This window comes from Amycolatopsis sp. lyj-346, assembly GCF_046548975.1.
GTDB lineage: Bacteria > Actinomycetota > Actinomycetes > Mycobacteriales > Pseudonocardiaceae > Amycolatopsis.
The window spans coordinates 839,018-853,563 of the sequence record NZ_JAJPWT010000002.1; the positions used below are offsets into that span (position 1 = coordinate 839,018).

The window sequence follows — 14,546 nt, forward strand, 5'->3', positions numbered from 1 at the left end:
CCGCACCGGAACGCCAGAGGCAGGTCGATGCGCATACTCGGGATCAATGCCGTCTTCCACGACCCGGCCGCAGCGCTGGTGGTGGACGGGGAGATCATCGCCGCGGCGGAGGAAGAACGCTTCAGCCGCCGCAAGCACGGCAAGCAGGCGGTGCCGTTCTCCACTTGGGAACAGCCCGCCCAGGCCGCCGCCTGGTGCCTGGCCCAGGCGGGACTGTCCGCGAAGGACCTCGACGCCGTCGGGTACTCCTACGACCCCGCGCTGGTCGAGCCGGGCCTGCCCGGCCACGACCCGAGCGGCGAGGAACTGCGGACGGAGTTCGCCAAGCGGGCACCCCTGTTCCTGAAGTCCGCTTTGCCCGGACTCGACCCGGGCATCGTCAAGTTCGTCCGGCACCACGTCGCGCACGCCGCGTCGGCCGCGCTCGCCGCGCCGTTCGGCGACTGCGCCGTGCTGGTCGCCGACGGACGCGGCGAAAGCACGTCCTATCTGGCCGGTGAGTACCGAGACGGGCGGTTCAAGGAACTGGCGGCCCAGAAGCTGCCGCACTCGCTCGGCCTGCTCTACGAAGACCTCACCGAGCACCTCGGCTTCGCGCGGTCCAGCGACGAGTACAAGGTCATGGCGCTCGCCTCCTACGGCAAGCCGGAGTTCCTCGACGAACTCTGCGAGCACGTCCACGTCACCGGGGACGGCGGGTTCCGCGCCTCGGGCGTCGACCTCGCATCGCTGGCTCCGCGCCGCGAAGCCGGCGAGGAGCCGACCCGCCGGCACGCCGATCTCGCCGCGAGTGTCCAGAAAGTCCTCGAGGACATCCTGCTCGAGCTGGCGGACTGGCTGCACGAGGCCACCGGCCAGCGCGATCTGGCGATGGCGGGCGGGATCGCGCTCAACTGCGTCGCCAACAGCCGGCTGCACGCCGAGGGCCCGTTCGACCGGATCTGGGTGCAGCCCGCCGCCGGGGACGCGGGCACCGCGCTCGGCGCCGCGTTGCAGCTGGCCGCCGACGCCGGGGAACGCGGCGCGCCCATGGGCGACGCCGGGCTCGGTCGCGGGTGGACCGACGAAGAGCTCGAAGAAATCCTGATCAAGGCCAAGCTGCCCTACGAACGTCCGGACGATCTCGCCGAGACGGTCGCCGAAGCACTGGCGAACGACGAGGTGATCGCCTGGTTCCAGGGCCGCGCCGAATTCGGCCCGCGGGCGCTCGGGCACCGGTCGCTGCTGGCCCACCCGGGCCGCAAGGCGAACCTCGAGCGGCTCAACGACGTCAAGGGCCGCGAGCAGTTCCGCCCGGTGGCGCCCATGGTCCGGGCCGAGCGGGCGGCCGAGATCTTCACGCGCGGCCCGCTGCCCAGCCCGTACATGCTGTTCGTGCACGACGTCGCCGAAGAGTGGCGCGACCGCATCCCGGCCGTCACGCACGTCGACGGCACGGCCCGCGTGCAGACCGTCGAAGAACGCGAAAACCCGGTGCTGGCCCGGATGCTGGCCGGCTTCGAGCGCCGGACCGGCCTGCCGGTCGTGATCAACACCAGCCTCAACACCGCCGGCCGTCCGATGGTCGACTCGCCCCGGGACGCGCTGGAGTGCTTCGGCTCGGCCCCGATCGACCTGCTCGCGCTCGGGCCGTTCGTGCTCCGGCGTCCCCGACCCACCCGAACCGGCGCGGCGTCGCCGGAGAAGAAGGAGGTGCCGTGATGGAAGACCATCTCGCCGCGCTGGCCGAAGCCGCCGGCCGGGCCCGTGAATCCGCCCCCAAGATAACCGCGTGGGGACGGCACCTCGCCGGCGTGTTCGAGGCCGGCGGACGGCTGCTCGCCTGCGGCAACGGGGGCAGCGCCGCCGAAGCCCAGCACCTGACCGGTGAGCTCGTCGGCCGGTTCCGCCACGAACGGCAGCCGCTCTCGGCCATCGCGCTGCACGCGGACACCTCCGCGACCACGGCCATCGTCAACGACTACGGCGACCACGAGGTCTTCGCCCGCCAGGTGCGCGCGCACGGGCGGCCGGGCGACGTGCTGGTCTGCCTGTCCACCAGCGGCACCAGCCAGAACGTCGTCGCCGCGGCCAAGGCCGCGCACGAACTCGGCGTGACGACGTGGGCGCTGACCGGACCGGCCCCGAACCCCCTCGCCGCCCTGTGCGACGACGCCGTGACGGTCGAGGCGCCGACCGTCGCGACCGTGCAGGAGATGCACCTGGCGCTGGTGCACGGCCTGTGCGCGGCGCTCGACGACGCGCTCGGGGTGACTGCGTGAAGCCGCTGGTCGTCCTCGGCGACACGCTGCTGGACGTCGACGCCGAAGGCACCGCCGAGCGGCTGTGCCCCGAGGCGCCGGTGCCGGTGGTCGACCTGACGGCCCGGCGCCGCCGCCCGGGCGGGGCCGGCCTGGCCGCGCTGCTGGCCGCGCGGTCCGCGGCCGAGGTCGTCCTGGTCACGCCGCTCGGCGACGACGAAGGCGGCCACGCGCTCACCGGGCTGCTCGAACCGGACGTGACCGTGCTGCCGCTGCCGTTGCGCGGCACGACGGTGTGCAAGACCCGCGTCCGCGCGGGCGGGCAGTCGCTGCTGCGCCTGGATTCCGGCGACGGCACGGCGACCACCGACCCGCTGCCCGCCCGGGTGCACGACGTGCTCGCCGACGCCGGCGCGATCCTCGTCGCCGACTACGGCCGCGGCCTGACGCGCAACGCCGAAGTCCGGCGGCTCCTGCGGGAACTGGCCGAACGGATCCCGGTGGTGTGGGACCCGCACCCGCGTGGCGCGCAGCCCGTGCCCGGCACGCGGCTGGTCACGCCGAACCTCGCCGAGGCGCGCGCGGTGCTCGCCGGGCACGAGGAACCGGGCGAGCTCGCCAAGCTGCTGCGCGGCCACTGGCACGCCGACGCGGTCGCGGTGACCGTCGGGTCCCGCGGCGCGGTGCTGGCCGACGGCCTCGGCGAAACGACCGTCCCGATCCCCGCCGCGGCGCGGACCCCGGGCCACACCGCGCCCGACACCTGCGGGGCGGGCGACCGCTTCGCCGCCGCGGCCACCGCCGCGCTGCTCCGCGGCGCGGACACCACCGAAGCCGTGGTGACCGCGGTCGAGGCGGCCGCCCGGTTCGTCGCCGCCGGCGGCGCGACCGCGCTGTCCACGAACGACGGCCCGGTACCCGACCCGCAGCCGGCGACCGACGCCTTCGGCCTCGCCGGACGGATCCGCGAGACCGGCGGCCGCCTGATCGCCACCGGCGGCTGCTTCGACCTGCTGCACCCCGGGCACGTGAGCCTGCTGCGGCAGGCCCGCGCCCTCGGCGACGCGCTCGTCGTCTGCCTCAACTCCGACGCTTCGGTCCGTGGCCTCAAGGGGCCCGGCCGCCCGCTGGTCCGCGACCGCGACCGGGCCCGGCTGCTGACCGCGTTGTCCTTTGTGGACGCCGTCGCCGTCTTCGACGAGGCCTCGCCCACGGCCGTCCTGGAGAAGCTGCGCCCGGACGTGTGGGTGAAGGGCGGCGACTACGCCGACGCGGACCTGCCCGAACGCGAAGTGGTCGAACGGCACGGCGGCGAAGTCGTGCTCGTCCCGACCGTGCCCGGCTACTCGACCTCCCGGCTGGTCGCCGCGGCGGCCAGTGCCTGAACCCCTCGCCCGCGAAGGAGAGCGATGCGACCCCTCGGCAACGTCCTGATCACCGGTGGCGCGTCCGGACTCGGCGCCGCCACCGTCGACGCCGTCCGCAAGGCGGGCGGGACCCCCTACGTCCTCGACCGGGTCCGCCCCGACGACCCGGCCGAGTACGTCGAAGCCGACCTGACCGACACCGCCGCCACCGAGGCCGCGGTGCGCGAACTCGCCGAGCGCGCGGGCGGCCTGGACGGCGTCTTCACCGCCGCCGGCACCGACGCCTGCGGGCCGCTCGCCACCGTGTCCACCGAGGACTGGGAGCGGGTGGTGAAGGTGAACCTGCTCGGCACGGCCGCGGTGATCCGCGCCGCGCTCCCCTACCTGGAACGCTCACACGGCACGGTCGTCACCGTCGCGTCCACCCTGGGCGTCAAGGCGGTGAGCGACGCGACCGCCTACTGCGCCTCGAAGTTCGGCGTCGTCGGCTTCACCCGGGCGCTGGCCGCCGAGCTGGCCGGGCGCGTCGGCGTCACCCTGCTCGTCCCGGGCGGGATGTGGACGCACTTCTTCGACGACCGCACCGACCAGTACAAGCCGCCGCCGGACGCGAAGCTCAACCAGCCCGAGCACGTGGCGAGCACCGTCGTGTTCGCGCTCCAGCAGCCGGCCGGCGCCGAAGTGCGCGAGATGGTCGTGTGCGCGTCGGAGGAGGGATCGTGGCCGTGAGCTCCGCGGTCCTCGTCCTGCGCGCGCTCGGCGTCGGGGACCTGCTGACGTCGGTGCCCGCGTTGCGTGCCCTGCGCACGGCCTACCCCGACGACCGGCTGGTGCTGGCCGCGCCGGAAGGCCTGCGGGACCTGGTGGAACTGATCGACGCGGTCGACGAGCTGCTGCCGACGCCCGCGCTCGGCGAGCTCGCCTGGCCGGGCCCGCCGCCGCGGCTCGCGGTCAACCTGCACGGCAGCGGCCCGGAGAGCATCCACGACCTGCTGGCCGCCGACCCGGCCGAGCTGCTGACCCACCGCCACCCCGACTTCCCCGACGTGTCCGGCCTCGACTGGCGCGACGACCTGCACGAGGTGGACCGCTGGTGCCGCCTCGTCGAGTACGCCCACCTGGAAGCGGATCGCTCGGCCCTGCACCTGCCCGTGCCGCCGGGCCCCAGCCCGGCCCCGGACGCCGTCGTGGTCCACCCCGGCGCGGCGTTCCCGGCCCGGCGCTGGCCGCCCGAGCGGTTCGCGACCGTCGTCCGGGACCTCGCCGCCGACGGCCACCGCGTCGTGCTCACCGGCAGCGCCGGCGAACGCGACCTGGCGCTCTCGATCGCCGAAGCGGCCGGGCTCGGCGACGACGCCGTGCTGGCCGGACGCACCGACCTGGCGGAGCTGGCCGCGCTGGTGGCCGGCGCGGCGCTCGTCGTCTGCGGCGACACCGGCGTCGGGCACCTCGCCACGGCGTTCGGCACGCCGTCGGTGCTGCTGTTCGGCCCGACCCCGCCGCGGCTGTGGGGACCGCCGCCGTCCGCGCGGCGGCATGTCGGTGACATCCGGGGCTCCGCCCCGGGCCGGGGGCTCCGCCACCCGGACCCCCCGCCACTACACATGGTGCTCTGGGCCGGCAACGTCGGCGACCCGCACGGCGAAGAGCCCGACGGCGGGCTGTTGCTGCTCGGCGAGGAGCGCGTGCTGGCCGCGACGCGCTCGGCCCTGGAAATGCGGGTGGCGCATGGCTGAACACATCGGGATCGTCGGCGCGGGCTACGTCGGGTTGACCAGCGCTGCGTGCTTCGCGCGGCTCGGGCACCGGGTCACCTGCGTGGACGCCGACGAGTCCAAAGCAGACGAGCTGAGCCGGGGCGAGGTGGCCATCGCCGAACCCCGCCTGGCCGAGCTGGTCGCACAGGGGCTCGCCGACCGGACACTGAGCTTCACCACCGCGCAGGCCGAGCTCCACGGCGCGGACCTCGTCTTCCTGTGCCTGCCCACGCCACCCGCCGAGGACGGCCGCCCCGACCTCGGCGTGCTCGAACACGTGGTGCCGCAGCTCGGGCGGCTGCTGCGGCCCGGCTGCGTGGTGGTCACCAAGTCGACCGTGCCGGTCGGCACCGCGGCGCGGCTGCCCCACCTGCTGGGCCGGGACGACCTGCCGGTCGTGGCCAACCCGGAGTTCCTCCGCGAAGGGCACGCCGTCGAAGACTTCCTGCACCCGAACCGGGTCGTGGTCGGCACCGACCCGGCGGACTCGCCGCCCGCCCGGCGGGTCGCGCGGCTGTACGAGCCGACCGGGGCCCCGGTGGTGGCGACCGACTCGGCCAGCGCCGAACTCGCGAAGTACGCGAGCAACGCGTTCCTCGCCGTCAAGCTGTCTTATGTGAACGTCCTCGCCGAACTGTGCGAGCGGTTCGGCGCGGACGTCCGCGAGGTCTCGCGGACCATGGGCCTCGACGCGCGGATCGGCCCCGGGTTCCTCGCCCCCGGCCCCGGCTGGGGTGGCTCGTGCCTGCCGAAGGACACCTCGGCCCTGCTGCACGCAGCCGAATCGGCGGGCGTCGACTTCGCCATCCTCCGCGACGCGGTCCGCGTCAACGCCCGGCAGCGCGCCCGGGTGGTGCGGGCCGTGCGGCAGGCGGTGACCGGGTCGCCCGCCGGCTCCCTTTCCGGAGCCCGCATCGGCCTGCTGGGGCTGGCCTTCAAGGCAGGCACCGGCGACCTGCGCGACTCCCCCGCCCTGGCGGTGGCCGACGACCTGGCCCGCGCGGGTGCGGAGTTGACCGCGCACGACCCCGCGGTCGGGTGCCTGCCCGGAACGAGCTCGGTCCAGGTCGTCGACGACCCGTACTTGGTGGCCAAGGACGCCGCGGCCCTCGTCGTGCTCACCGAGTGGCCCGAGTTCCGGGACCTCGACTGGCCCCGGCTGGCCGCGGCCGCCGACCGGGCGGTCGTCGTCGACACCCGCAACCTGCTCGATCCCGACGCGGTGGCCGAGGCCGGCTTCGCCCACATCGGCGTCGGCACCCACCCACGGAGGCAGTCATGACCCTGCGCGTCCTCGCGCTGGCCTGCACGCTCAAGCCGTCACCCGCGAAGTCGAGCAGCGATCTCATCGCGCGTCAGCTGCTCGACCTCTTCGCCGAACGCGGCGCCACCGGCGAGCTGGTCCGGGTGGTCGACCACGACGTCCGCCCGGGCGTCGAGGCCGACATGGGCGACGGCGACGCGTGGCCGGGCATCCGGCGGAAGATCGCCGCCGCCGACGTCCTGCTGATCGCCACCCCGACGTGGGTCGGCCACATGTCGAGCGTCGCGCAGCGGGTACTGGAACGCCTCGACGCCGAGCTGTCCGAAACCGACGACGAAGGCCGCCCGGCGATGTTCGGCAAGGTCGGGGTGGCCGCGGTCGTCGGCAACGAGGACGGCGCCCACAAGATCATCGCGGACCTGTTCCAGGCGCTGAACGACGTCGGCTTCACGGTGCCGGCCCAGGGCGCGACCTACTGGAACGGCGAGGCCATGCAGGGCGGCGACTACCAGGACCTGGACGAGACGCCGGAGGCCGTGGCCTCGACGAACGCGACGCTGGTCCGCAACGCCGTCCACCTGGCCACCCTCCTGCGCGAGCAGCAGTACCCCGCCAAGTGACTACGCCGTTCGAGTGACATCACTGCGCCGGACGAGTGTGGCGCAGGCCACCTGGGTAACTAGGCGGGACCGCCGATCCTCGTCAGGGGGCTTCACTATGCCGAACCGAGTCATGATCAGCCACGACAGCAAGCCCATCCCGTGCGAGGAGTGCGGGCTGCCCACGTTGCACGTCGCGCGGCTGGTGTCCGGCGACGGCACGTTGCTGGGCCAGACGATGGTGTGCACCGCCTGCCGCCGTCACCGCTCCGAAGCCGACCCGGTCGCGGTCCAGTAGTCTCAGCGCCTTTCCAGCTGTTCCAGCAGCAGCCGCGCGGGCAGCGTCATGGCGCCGAGGCCCAGCCGGGCCGGGACGCCGTCTTCCTCGGCGGTCACCAGCCGGTGCTCGAGCTTTTCGAGCAGGGCCCGGCATTCGTCCAGCTCGACCGGCTCCCCCGCGACCGCCACCGCCTGCACCGCGCCGGCGAGGTGGTGCATCAGGTCGGCGAGTGCTTCCCTCGCGTCCGGCCAGGGGTACTCGAACGGGTGCTCCCGGCGGCCCGCCGTCGTCCGCACGGCGGCGATCAGCTGCGACACCGCCGGCCACAGCCCGATGAGTGTCCGAAGTGGACGTTCGTGGTGCGTCCCGGCGGCGGGACGGCCGCGGCGGAGGTTCAGCAGCCGGCCTTCCCGGGTCAGGCCGGCGGCTTCTTCGGCCGCCAGCACCTGGCTCCGGGCGTCCTGCTCCTGCGACAGCAGCCCGTCCAGGTCTTCCGGCGGCTCGTCCCGGCGGATCAGATCGGACAGCGACTCCAGCAGCGCGGCCACGGCCTTCCCGAGCCGCCCGGCGGCCGCGGCCAGCCGTTCGCCGTAGAGCGGCGGGAAGATCAGCGTGTTGACCGCGACGCCGATGGCCGCACCCAGCGCCGTTTCGAGCAGGCGGTCGCCGAGCAGCGCGGGCTCGCGGGCGGTGCCGTAGCAGATCAGGAGCATGCCGGTGACGCCCACCCAGACGCCGGAATCCCCGAACCGCCGCCAGCTGCCCGCGAGCAGCCCCAGGAAGACGACGGCGGCCAGCGCCACGGCCTGCCACGGGATGAACTGCCCCGCGACGGCGGCCAGCAGGACACCGCCGGCGACCGAGCCGACCTGCTGGAGCCAGCCGCGCAGTGATCGGTACACGGTGGCTTCGACGAGGAAGACGGCCGCGTAGGGAGCGAGAAAGGGTTGCGGCAGCCGCAGGACGAGGGTGGCGAGCAACCAGGCGCCGGTCGCGGCCAGGCTGGCTTTGGCGCTCTGGACGAGAATGCGGCGCTCACGGCCGGGGACGCGCAGAGCACGGGCGAACCAGCCGACCGGCGTCCGGTCGTGCTGTTCGTCGCCCGAGCCGGCGCCGCTTTCCGACCGGAGCACACGAGCCGGCCGGTCCGCCGCGGTCCGGTCACGCCGGGCGGCCTCCGCCGAAGAGCCCTGCGCCTCCCCCACCGTCGGTCTGTCCCGCTGTCCGGTCATGCGGGCGGGGCGATGTGCACGAGCTTCGTCTGGGTCATCTCGTCGAGCAGCTCCGGCCCGTAGCCGTACCCGTTGCCGCTCCGGCCGCGCGGGTGTGCCGCTCCGCCCGGGGCGCCGCCGAACACGTTGTTGACCTTGACCGTGCCTGCCTGCAGCTCGCGCCAGGCGCGCTGGGCGTGGGCCATCGAGGCCGTCAGCACCGTCGCCGCCAGCCCGTACTCACCCTTCGCCGCTTCGGCCAGTCCCTCGTCGAAGCTCTCCACCACCCGGACCGGCGCCACCGGGCCGAACGTCTCCTCCGTCATCACCCGCAAGTCCGGCGCGCACTCGGTGAGAACCGTCGCCGGGTAGTGCGCGCCCGGGCCGTCCGGGACCGCGCCGCCGGTCAGCAGCCGGGCACCCCGCTCGAGCGCATCCGCCACGTGGGAGTGCACGTGGTCGCGGTGCCGCCGGTCGACCAGGGGGGCCACCGTGCGGGTCTCGGCCTCCTTCACCAGCGCCGCCAGGAACGGTTCCGCGATCGCCGAGCTCACGTAGATCCGCTCGACCGCCACGCAGATCTGCCCCGAGTTCGCGAACGCCCCCAGCGCCGCCTGGCCCGCCGCCCACACCGGGTCGACGTCCTCGTCGATCACCAGCGGGTCGTTGCCCCCGTTCTCCAGCAACGTCTTCGCCCCGGTCGCGGCCGCGCTCGCGGCGATCGACCGGCCGGTCGCCGTGCTGCCGACGTGCGCGATGACGTCGATGTCGGAACGCATCGCGAGGAGCGCGCCGACCCCGCCGTCCCCGTGCAGCGTCTGCAGCACCCCGTCCGGGAAGATCCCGCCGAGCACCTCGCCGAGCAGCTGCCCGGTGTGCGGCGCGCGCTCGCTCGGCTTGTGTACCACCGTGTTCCCGGTGGCCAGCGCCGCACCGAGGAGACCGCAGGCGACCGCGACCGGGTCGTTCCACGGCGTGAGCGCGACGACGACACCGCGTGGTTCGGGCACCATCAGGTCCGTCGCGCCGACGGCGCCGAGCAGGCTGCGGCCGCGGTGGACCGGGCCGAGTTCGGCGTACTGGTCCAGGGTGCCCGCCCCGGCGAGCACGCCTTCGCGGGCTTCGTCGCGGGGCTTCCCCGTCTCCGCTTCGTTCGTCTTCGCCAGCTCGTCGGCGTGCGCCCGCAACCGTTCGGCCGCGGTGTGCAGCAGCGCCCCGCGTTCGGCGGCCGGGGTCCGGGCCCACTGCGCCCGGGTCCGGCGGGCCAGCGTGAGCGCCGCGTCGATCTCGGCTTCGCCCGCGGTCGGCACAGTGCCCACCACGCTGCCGTCGGCCGGGTTCCGGATTTCGATCGTCCCCGCGGTCATCCGCACCTCCTTGTCGTCGCCCGCCGTCGTCGCCCGCCGTCGTCGCCCGCCGTCGTCGCCCGCCGTCGTCGCCCGCCGTCGTCGCCCGCCGTCGTCGCCCGCCGTCGTCGCCCGCCGTCGTCGCCCGCCGGTTACCCGGGCACGGGGACTTCGACACGCCGTTTGATCACCCCGGCCCCGGGTATCCGGTGCCGGTGACTGCTTCGCTCGACTACACCGTGGTGATTCCCACGACGGGCCGGGAGACGCTTCGGCCACTGCTCGAAACCCTCCTCGGCGGACCGGATCCGCGGCCGGTGGAGATCCTCGTCGTCGACGACCGCCCGGACGGGTCCGCACTGGACGTTCCCGACGGCGTGCGCGTGCTCCGCTCCGGCGGCCGGGGACCGGCGGCGGCGCGGAACCTCGGCTGGCGCACCGCGAGCAGCGAGTGGATCGCGTTCGTCGACGACGACGTCGTGCTCGCCCCGGACTGGCCGCGGCAGCTCGCCGCCGACCTCGGCTCGCTCCCGCCGGACGTGGCCGCCTCCCAGGGCCGGATCACCGTTCCGCTGCCGCCGGACCGGCGCCCCACCGACGACGAGCGCGGCACCGCGGGTCTCGAACACGCGCGGTGGATCACCGCGGACATGGCCTACCGCCGTCGCGCGCTCGTCGAGGCGGGCGGCTTCGACGAGCGGTTCCCGCGTGCGTTCCGCGAGGACTCCGACCTCGCGCTGCGCGTCGCCGAAGCCGGGCACCGGATCGACCAGGGTGAACGGCTGACCACGCACCCGGCCCGGCGGGCCGGGTTCTTCTACAGCCTCAAAGCCCAGCGCGGCAACGCCGACAACGCGCTGATGCGGGCCAAGCACGGCGTGCTCTGGCGGCAGCGCACCGGCGCCGGGCCCGGCAGGCTCGGCCTGCACGCACTGTCCACAGTGGCCGGTCTGGCCGCGCTCGCGCTGCCGGTGCTGCGCCGGCGCGGGAAAGCGCGGCTCGCGGCCGGCGTCTGGGCCGGGCTGACGGCGGAGTTCGCCACCCGGCGGATCCTGCCGGGCCCGCGGACCCCCGGCGAAGTGGCGCGCATGGTCGTCACCAGCGCGCTGATCCCGCCCGCCGCGTGCTACCACCGGCTGCGCGGGGAGATCGCGGCCCGGCGGCCGCGGCCTCCGGTCGCGGTGCTGTTCGACCGGGACGACACGCTGATCGTCGACGTCCCCTACCTCAACGACCCGGACGGCGTCCGCCCGGTGCCCGGCGCGGTCGAACTCGTCCGCGGGCTGCGGGAGCGCGGCATCCCGGTCGGCGTGGTGAGCAACCAGTCCGGTGTCGCGAAAGGACTGATCACCCCCGAGCAGCTCGACGCGGTCAACGCCCGCGTCAAGGAGCTCTTCGGCCCGTTCGGCACCTGGCAGGTCTGCGTCCACGACGACGGCGACGGTTGTGCGTGCCGCAAACCCGCCCCCGGCATGGTGTTGCGGGCCGCCGGCGAGCTCGGCGTCGACCCCGCGTCCTGTGTCGTCATCGGCGACACCGGAGCCGACGTCGACGCCGCGCTGGCCGCCGGGGCCCGCGCGGTGCTGGTGCCGACCCAGCGCACGCTCGAACCGGAGATCGCCCGGGCCCGGCGGCACGCCGCCGTCGCCCACGACCTGTCCGAGGCGCTGCGCGTCGCCGGGGTCGCCGGATGACCCGGGTGCTCGTCGCCCGCCAGGACAACCTCGGGGACGTCCTGCTCGCCGGCCCCTGCCTCCGCGCGGTCGCGGCGTCCGGGGCCGACGTGACGCTGCTGACCGGGCCACACGGCCGCGCCGCCGGGGAACTGCTCCCGGGCGTGACCGGCCTGCTCACCTGGACCGCACCGTGGATCGACCCCGAGCCGCCGCCGGTGACCGCCGGGGACACCGGCGCGTTCGTCTCGCTGATCCGGTCGAAGCGGTTCGACCGCGCGCTGATCCTGACGTCGTTCCACCAGTCCCCGCTGCCGCTCGCGCTGCTGCTGCGCCAGGCCGGCGTGCCGTGGATCGGCGCGATCTCCGAGGACTATCCGGGCAGCCTGCTCGACCTGCGTCACCGCGTCGACGGCGATCCGCCCGAGCCGGTCCGCATGCTGTCGCTCGCCGAAGCGGCCGGGTATTCGCTGCCGCCGGACGACCACGGCGCCCTGGCGCTGCGGCGCCCGTTGCCGGACATGGCCCGGCTGACCGGTGGCGGGGCCTACGTCGTCGTGCACCCCGCGGCGTCGGTGCCCGCCCGCCAGCCGTCGGCGGCCTGGAGCCGCGAGACGGTCCGGGCGCTGGCCGCCGACGGGCACCGGGTGCTGGTGACGGGCGCGCCTTCGGAGCGCGCGCTGACCCAGGAGGTGGCCGGGTCGTCGGCGGTGAACCTCGGCGGCCGGACATCACTGGCGGAGCTGGCGGCGGTGCTGTCCGGGGCGCAGGTCGTGGTGGCGCCGAACACCGGCCCCGCCCACCTCGCCGCGGCGGCGGGCGCCCCGGTGGTCTCGCTGTTCGCCCCGGTCGTGCCGCAGGAACGGTGGGCGCCCTACGGCGTTCCCACGGTGGTGCTCGGCGACCAGCACGCTCCCTGCCGCGCCAGCCGCGCGAGGGTTTGCCCGGTCCCGGGCCACCCCTGCCTCGACACGATCGACCCAGCCGACGTCTGCCGCGCGGTGACGGCCCTGGCCCAGCCCGGCGCCATCGTTCCGGAGACCGCCGAAATATCGCGGTGATCGCGGCCCGGGCGCGCGGCCCGGGCCGCGGGGGTGTCAGCCGCCGATTTCCTTGCTCACGCCGCTGGGTCCCTCGTAGGTCCGGTCGGGCAGGCCGCGCACGACGCTCAACGTGTCCGAGTCGGCGCCGTTCCTCTCGGCCGCCTGCACCAGGTCGTCCCGCTCGGCCGGGTAGTCGACGCCGGACAGGTACTTCTGCAGTTCGATCGGGTTCGGCTTGCTCACGGGAGCTCTCCTTCCGTTCGGGGAACCGCCCGATTACCCCGCCCGCCGCCCGGCACACGCTCAGGACGGCACCGGCTGCTCCCCCGCCGGGCGAAGGTGGCGGACCACCGCGGCCGGGTGGCGGGTCAACGGCTGCAGCGGCAACGGCGTCGATTCGGCCAGCTGTTCCAGGTGCCGCAACAGGATTCCCTCGCGCAGCGCCCACGGGCCGTACCAGCGGCGCGCGGCGAAGTACATCAGCCGCGCCCTCCTCGCCGGAGAGGAACTGCGGCCGGATCCCGGCGCCCGCCTGGATCCGGTCGATCACCTCGTCGCGGTTCACCGCGTCGCGCACGGCCGCGGTGACGAACGGGTACAGCTGGTCGACGCCGAGCCGCACCGCCGCGTCCACCGCCCGGCCCACCGCGGCGGTCACCCGCTCGATCCCGCCGTCGCCGAGCGTCCCGTCGGGCAGCAGCTCTTCGGCGAGCAGCGCCGGCTCCTTCGCCGCGTGCGCCGGCAGCGGCGGTGCTCCGCGTTTAGCCCCCGGTGGGGGTGGTAGCCGACCGGGGACGAAAGGAGACGCTCGTGTCGCTCCCGGCGCCCCTGCCCGCCGACGCCGCTTTACCGCGGCGCGCCGTAGTCACCGGTGCCGACTCCGGCATCGGCCGCGCGGTCGTCGCCGCCCTCGCCGGCGGCGGCCTGGATGTCGGCATCACCTACCACTCCGACGCCGACGGCGCGGAAGAAACCGCCGCCGAGGCCCGCTCGCACGGGGTGAGCGCGCACGTCCGGCAGCTCGACCTGACCGGCCTGCCCGGCGCGGCCGACGTCATCGACGCGTTCGCCGAAGACCTCGGCGGCATCGACGTCCTGGTCAACTGCTCCGGCACCGGCAGCAGCGAGCTCGCGGTGGACCTCGACTACGAGAAGTGGCGCCAGGTCCTCGACATCGACCTCGACGGGGTCTTCCTGCTTTCGCAGCGCGCCGCCCGGCACATGATCGACGCCGGGCACGGCGGCCGGATCATCACCATCACCAGCGTCCACGAGCACGTGCCGCGCGTCGGCGCCGCGCCCTACTGCGCCGCGAAGGCCGGGGCGGGCGCGCTGACCCAGGTGCTCGCCCTGGAGCTGGCCGAGCACGGCATCACCGTGAATTCGGTGGCCCCCGGCGAAATCTCGACGCCGATGACGGGCCAGACCGACGCCGACCCGCGCGAGCAGGACCGGCCCGGCATCCCGCTCGGCCGCCCCGGCCACGCGGCCGAGGTGGCCGCCGCGGTCGCGTTCCTGGCGACCCCGGCGGCCGGCTACATCACCGGCACGTCGCTCGTCGTCGACGGCGGCCTGCTGCTGATGGGTGCCCAGCACGGGACCGCCTACCGCGGTCACGACTGGCGTTCCCCCTGAGACTGAGTTTCCCGAGACTGAGTTTCCCTGGGACTGAGTTTCCCTGGGACTGAGTTTCCCGAGACCAGGGGCCCGCGTCCGGCTGCAGGGACCGGCGCGGGTCCCGGCCGCGGGCCGGACGGCGGATCCCC

The 14,546-nt window shown here is 74.8% G+C and carries 15 protein-coding genes; 11 read left to right on the plus strand and 4 right to left on the minus strand.

Annotated elements, in window-relative coordinates:
* Positions 1–27 precede the first annotated feature (27 nt).
* The 8 genes from ACLJQE_RS10205 (at position 28) to ACLJQE_RS10240 (ending at position 7,525) form a co-directional block, all read left to right on the plus strand.
* Positions 28–1,701, plus strand: a complete 1,674-nt coding sequence (locus ACLJQE_RS10205; RefSeq protein ID WP_410638894.1) for a carbamoyltransferase — start codon at positions 28–30, stop codon at positions 1,699–1,701.
* Positions 1,701–2,261 (plus strand): SIS domain-containing protein, encoded by a 561-nt coding sequence (locus ACLJQE_RS10210; RefSeq protein ID WP_410639176.1) that lies wholly within the window; start codon positions 1,701–1,703, stop codon positions 2,259–2,261. Before ACLJQE_RS10205 ends, ACLJQE_RS10210 begins: the two co-directional genes overlap by 1 nt.
* Positions 2,258–3,625, plus strand: coding sequence for a PfkB family carbohydrate kinase (locus ACLJQE_RS10215; RefSeq protein ID WP_410638895.1), 1,368 nt, complete (start codon positions 2,258–2,260; stop codon positions 3,623–3,625). Before ACLJQE_RS10210 ends, ACLJQE_RS10215 begins: the two co-directional genes overlap by 4 nt.
* 24 nt (positions 3,626–3,649) lie before the next feature.
* A complete protein-coding gene (locus tag ACLJQE_RS10220) occupies positions 3,650–4,336 on the plus strand; it encodes an SDR family oxidoreductase (protein WP_410638896.1) in 687 nt (228 codons plus the stop codon).
* Positions 4,327–5,343, plus strand: a complete 1,017-nt coding sequence (locus ACLJQE_RS10225; RefSeq protein ID WP_410638897.1) for a glycosyltransferase family 9 protein — start codon at positions 4,327–4,329, stop codon at positions 5,341–5,343. Before ACLJQE_RS10220 ends, ACLJQE_RS10225 begins: the two co-directional genes overlap by 10 nt.
* Positions 5,336–6,646 carry a UDP-glucose dehydrogenase family protein gene (locus ACLJQE_RS10230; RefSeq protein WP_410638898.1) on the plus strand — a complete coding sequence of 437 codons (1,311 nt, stop codon included), beginning with the start codon at positions 5,336–5,338 and terminating at the stop codon, positions 6,644–6,646. Before ACLJQE_RS10225 ends, ACLJQE_RS10230 begins: the two co-directional genes overlap by 8 nt.
* Positions 6,643–7,248, plus strand: a complete 606-nt coding sequence (locus ACLJQE_RS10235) for a flavodoxin family protein (RefSeq protein ID WP_410638899.1) — start codon at positions 6,643–6,645, stop codon at positions 7,246–7,248. The genes ACLJQE_RS10230 and ACLJQE_RS10235 overlap by 4 nt, the downstream gene beginning before the upstream one ends.
* Positions 7,249–7,345: 97 nt before the next feature.
* On the plus strand, positions 7,346–7,525 hold the full coding sequence (locus tag ACLJQE_RS10240; protein WP_410638900.1) for a hypothetical protein: 180 nt from the start codon (positions 7,346–7,348) through the stop codon (positions 7,523–7,525).
* A 2-nt stretch (positions 7,526–7,527) separates the two neighbouring features.
* On the opposite strand, the gene ACLJQE_RS10245 is transcribed toward ACLJQE_RS10240, so the two are convergent.
* Both ACLJQE_RS10245 and ACLJQE_RS10250 read right to left on the minus strand, forming a co-directional pair.
* The gene (locus tag ACLJQE_RS10245) at positions 7,528–8,640 is read right to left on the minus strand and encodes an FUSC family protein (protein ID WP_410639177.1); all 1,113 of its coding nucleotides are present in this window, start codon (positions 8,638–8,640) and stop codon (positions 7,528–7,530) included.
* Between the two features lie 95 nt (positions 8,641–8,735).
* Entirely contained in the window at positions 8,736–10,085 is a 1,350-nt protein-coding gene (locus ACLJQE_RS10250) for an aldehyde dehydrogenase family protein (protein ID WP_410638901.1), read from the minus strand.
* Positions 10,086–10,279: 194 nt separating this feature from the next.
* On the opposite strand from ACLJQE_RS10250, the gene ACLJQE_RS10255 reads away from it, so the two are divergent.
* Entirely contained in the window at positions 10,280–11,758 is a 1,479-nt protein-coding gene (locus tag ACLJQE_RS10255; RefSeq protein ID WP_410638902.1) for an HAD-IIIA family hydrolase, read from the plus strand.
* A complete protein-coding gene (locus ACLJQE_RS10260) occupies positions 11,755–12,798 on the plus strand; it encodes a glycosyltransferase family 9 protein (protein ID WP_410638903.1) in 1,044 nt (347 codons plus the stop codon). Before ACLJQE_RS10255 ends, ACLJQE_RS10260 begins: the two co-directional genes overlap by 4 nt.
* A 36-nt stretch (positions 12,799–12,834) precedes the next feature.
* Here the strand turns inward: ACLJQE_RS10260 and ACLJQE_RS10265 are convergent, their stop codons facing one another.
* Both ACLJQE_RS10265 and ACLJQE_RS10270 read right to left on the minus strand, forming a co-directional pair.
* On the minus strand, positions 12,835–13,023 hold the full coding sequence (locus ACLJQE_RS10265) for a DUF2795 domain-containing protein (RefSeq protein WP_410638904.1): 189 nt from the start codon (positions 13,021–13,023) through the stop codon (positions 12,835–12,837).
* A 60-nt stretch (positions 13,024–13,083) separates the two neighbouring features.
* Positions 13,084–13,260: a hypothetical protein gene (locus tag ACLJQE_RS10270; protein ID WP_410638905.1), complete on the minus strand. Its 177-nt coding sequence runs from the start codon at positions 13,258–13,260 to the stop codon at positions 13,084–13,086.
* Positions 13,261–13,590: 330 nt separating this feature from the next.
* Between ACLJQE_RS10270 and ACLJQE_RS10275 the strand changes: the two genes are divergently transcribed.
* Positions 13,591–14,415 carry an SDR family oxidoreductase gene (locus ACLJQE_RS10275; RefSeq protein WP_410638906.1) on the plus strand — a complete coding sequence of 275 codons (825 nt, stop codon included), beginning with the start codon at positions 13,591–13,593 and terminating at the stop codon, positions 14,413–14,415.
* The last annotated feature ends 131 nt before the right edge of the window (positions 14,416–14,546 follow it).